2 protein-coding genes and 1 pseudogene are annotated in these 4,326 nt (G+C 30.8%); 2 read left to right on the top strand and 1 reads right to left on the bottom strand.

The annotated features are described in order from the left end of the window. Both AJ889_RS05615 and AJ889_RS05610 read left to right on the top strand, forming a co-directional pair. Nucleotides 1-781, top strand: a pseudogene (locus AJ889_RS05615) (DUF115 domain-containing protein); the annotation flags it as partial. Then, nucleotides 778-2,664 (top strand): motility associated factor glycosyltransferase family protein, encoded by a 1,887-nt coding sequence (locus AJ889_RS05610; protein ID WP_083265139.1) that lies wholly within the window; start codon nucleotides 778-780, stop codon nucleotides 2,662-2,664. The pseudogene AJ889_RS05615 and the gene AJ889_RS05610, both read left to right, overlap by 4 nt. A gap of 30 nt (nucleotides 2,665-2,694) precedes the next feature. On the opposite strand, the gene AJ889_RS05605 is transcribed toward AJ889_RS05610, so the two are convergent. After that, nucleotides 2,695-4,326, bottom strand: a 1,632-nt coding sequence (locus AJ889_RS05605) for a flagellin A (protein ID WP_070293294.1), incomplete at its 5' end; no start/stop codon positions are given.

Here is a 4,326-nt window from a genome sequence, read left to right as displayed (position 1 = left end):
TCATCCTGATGATTATCAAAATTCAGCTAATTATGAAAGTCAAATGTATGAACATATTTTAACCGAGGCTTATGGGGGGAAAGGAGAAGTTAAAACTCATCATGTTTGGCTTATGTTTAAACAAAATTTAGAACAAGACATAGAAAAAATACAAAAATATTTAGATACTAAAGTTTACAACTGCACCGAAGGGGGAGCAAGGATAAAAGGAGCCATAGAAAAACCTTTTCTTTGGGCTTGTGAGAATTTACTTGATAAAGATTTAAATAAACCTTTTGAAAAATTAGAACCTTTAAGTTTAAATAAACAAAATGAGTTTTTACTTAAGGCTTATTATAAAGTTTATCAAAGTATTAAACATTGTAGAGATTTTAACGATAATTTTATTAAAGTTTATGATAAAATAAAAAACTCTTTTATGAGTTTACAAAATTCTCAAAAAAATGAAATTTTTATTCAAGAAATTATTCAAGATATAGACAAAACCAAAACTCAAATAGATGAACTTTACAATACTCAAAAAGATTTGATACAAATTTTAGGTCCTTTACTGACACAATTTGAACTTAATCTTGCTAGAATTTATGTCTTAAATCCTAAAACCAAAGAAGATGCTTTTAATAAAAGTATTCTTTGGATAAAAGAACATTTAGAATTTATGGAATTAGTTTATGGACATATTAAAGCACAAGAAAATGCTTTGATTAAAAATATACTTCCTTTAGAAGAAAAACTTAAAGAAAGAAAATTAGATAAATGGATGGAAAGGGTGAGAAGGTGAGAGAAGAAAATAATTTTAACAAAAATTTAAAAGCTTTAAGCGGTTTTGAGTATAACAACTTACGCAAAAAACTTGAGGATCTAAAAGAGCTTAGAGAATTTACTTTCACTCAAGGAAAAGATAATCTTGATATCAATATCATAAAAAAAAGAAATTTAAAAAAAATGTATCAAGATCCCATCAAAGAGCTTGAAAAAAATTTAGAATATTTTAAAGATTTTACACGCTATCCTATGCTTTTTTTTTATGGTTTTGGAAATGGAATTTTATATAAAATTCTACTTCAAAATCAAGCACTTAAAAGAATAATCATCTTTGAAAAAGAATTAGAACTTATCTTTTTGGCTTTAAATTTCATAGATTTTAGCAAAGATTTAAGCTTAGGGCGACTCATTATTTTACATCATGATGATATTAATCTTCCTAAAATGGATAAAGTTTTTCGTTTGATAGGGGATTTGTTTTATCGTTCTTATAATCTACACATTGCTAATGATTTTTATGAACACTATAAAGAAGATATTTTAAAACTTAATAAACTCAATATGCAAATCATCAAAAATCACAATCTTATGCGTGGAAATGATCCTCTTGATGCTCTTCAAGGCATAGAACAATTTGTTTATAATCTTCCTCAAATGATTACTCATCCTAGTTATAAAGAATTACTTTCTAAAAGAAAGGGTATAAGTGATACAGCTATCATTGTTTCTACAGGACCATCTCTTACTAAACAATTGCCTTTATTAAAAAAATATGCTAGTAAAGCTACAATTTTTTGTGCGGATTCTTCTTATCCTATTTTAGCTAAACATGGTATAAAGCCTGATTATGTTTGTATGTTGGAACGCGATGAAATAGTAGCTGAATGTTTTAATAATAATTTTAAAGATTTTGATAAAGACATCATTTTTCTAGTAGCTTCTTTGGTGCATAAAAAAACCATTTCTTATCTTAAAAAAAATCAAAGAAAATACATTTTAATCATAAAAGGCCAGCCTTTTGCTAGATACTTGGAGCTAGACGATTATGGATATATTAACGCGGGTATGAGTGTATCTCATATGGCTTATGAACTGGCTGAAAATTTAGGACATAAAAACATCATTCTCATAGGTCAGGATTTGGCTTATGCCAAAGATGGGCAAACACACTCTCAAGGTTTTATCCATGCTAATTTACATAATGGAGACTATGAAAGGGACTTAGATAGATTTAGCACTACAGCTTATGGAGGAAATGGAAAAGTTCAAAGTTCTGAAATTTGGACACTTTTTAGACAAATTTTTGAAAATTTCATTGCTTTTAGCAAAAGTAAAACTTATAATTGCACTGAAGGAGGTGCTAGGATAGAAAGCGCTATAGAAAAACCTTTTAAAGAACTTTGCGAAAATTTACTCGAAAATAAAAAAGATAAAAAATTTAAAAAATTACAAGTTTTAAATACTAAAGAACAAGTAAAACTCGGATTAAAAATCTATCAAAAAATCAAAAAAAATATGAATTTATCTTTGAATTTTAAAAAAGAGTGTAAAAAAGTTCAAAAACAAATTCACAATCTTACCCATGGAAAAAACAAGCTCTCTCTTGAACAAATAAACCAGAATATAGACAAAATCAAAGAAAAACTTTCAAATAAAAAATATCTCTTTTTGCAAGAAATTTTAGGCCCTACTTTGCATCATGAACAAAGTATATTAACGCCTTTATATCTTAAAGATATCAAAGATGAATCTGATAAACAAAATAAACTTTTTGCTTGGATTTATGCGCATGAATCTTTGATGGAAAATATCATAGAACTTTTAGAAGCTCAAGACAAAAGACTTAAAATCGCTATTTTACCTTTGCAAGACTTTTTAGAAAAGAAAAAAGCACTTTAAAAGCTTAGATGCATAAAAGCATCTAAGAAATTATTGAAGAAGTTTTAAAACATTTTGCTGCACTGCATTAGCCTGACTCATAGCATAAGAACCTGACTGTGCAAGGATGTTATATTTAGAAAAATTTGCACTTTCAGCTGCAAAGTCTACATCTCTTATGGTTGATTCTGCTGCTTTAACGTTTACTTGAGTTACGGTAATGTTGTTTATAGTCACTTGAAGTTGATTTTGCACCGAACCAATGTCGGCTCTGATTTGATCAAGATTTGTTGTGGCTGTTTCAGCTATATCCATCACAGCCATAGCACCTTTAAGTGTGGTAACACCTGCTGTTTCATCTTTTACTCCAAAAGCAGTTGTTTTCATAGTTGCAAACTGAGAAAGTCCGCTTTGACTAGAAAAACCTGAACCTGCAGAAACATTATATACCGCAGAAAGTTGCGAAGCAGCTGAAATAGTTATTGCATTAGTAGTAAGTACAGCAGAATAATTCTTACCACTACCTACAGAATAACCTGAACCTGCCGAAAATCCACTTCCTGCACTACTCATATAAGCGCTAACAGAAGAAACTCCAGCTAACATAACTCCTTTATTTACAGAACCAAATCCCATAGCATCAGCGATATTAGCATCAAATCTTCCTTTTGATTCTCTTAAAGAAACAGAAGCTTGAGAGATAAATTGAGTTGCACCAAAGCCTGCAGAAGAAAGATTGCTACCGCTGATTAAAATATCTTTACCATCATTTTTAACTAAAGACAAGCGGCCATAGTTTTCTTTCATATCAGCATTGATAAAGGCACCTCCACCTATATTACCATCGATTTTAATCCCTCTACCTTCTCTTGAAGTAAGTAAAAGTTGTCCATTAGCATCGATTGAAGCTTCAACTCCAGTAGTATCTTTAACCGAATTGATTGCAGCAACTAAAGCACCGTTTCCATCACCATCTTTGTAATCTACTTTACCGATTTTTACCCCATTAATAGCAAAGTCATCTGAAGTAGTTCCTGCTCTAACTGCAGCCATACCTCGAGTCTCTACTGTAAAAGTAGCTCTAACACCTGTTTTATCAGCATTTTTATTGATCTCATCTGCTAAGGCTCCAAGTCCTGTTCCAACTGAAGTTGAAATCACAACTTTTTGAAACTGAAAATCATCTATACCATTGTAATTTTTAAGAGTAAATTGCACTTCGCCACTAGTTGAAATTCTTCCTCCTGTTTCAAAGCGTGTTAAACCTATCTTAGAAGACTGGGTTGCTCCTATAGTAGCTTTTATAGTTTGATTTGAACTTGCGCCGATTTGAAATTCTTGATTGATAAAATTTCCACTTAAAAGTTGTTTACCGTTAAATGAAGTAGTATTTGCGATATTGTCAAGTTCTTCCATTAAACGGTTGATATCTGCTTGAAGCATAGTTCTTGTTTTTAAACTTTGTCCATCTTGAGCCGCTTGAGTTGCCTTAGTTTTGATTGTATCTAAGATTTTAAGTTGCTCATCCATAGCCTTATCAGCAGTTTGTAAGATACCTAAAGCATCGTTACCATTAGATATAGCTTGACCTAAAGTATTAGCTTGAGATCTTAAACTATCTGCTATCGCCATCCCTGAAGCATCATCTGCTGCGGAGTTGATTCTAAGACCTGAACTAAGTCT

The organism is Campylobacter sp. BCW_6468, assembly GCF_001762865.1.
GTDB classification, from domain to species: Bacteria; Campylobacterota; Campylobacteria; order Campylobacterales; family Campylobacteraceae; genus Campylobacter_D; species Campylobacter_D jejuni.
The sequence above is the reverse complement of the archived record's forward strand: the minus strand, read 5'-3'. Positions and strand labels throughout refer to the sequence as shown.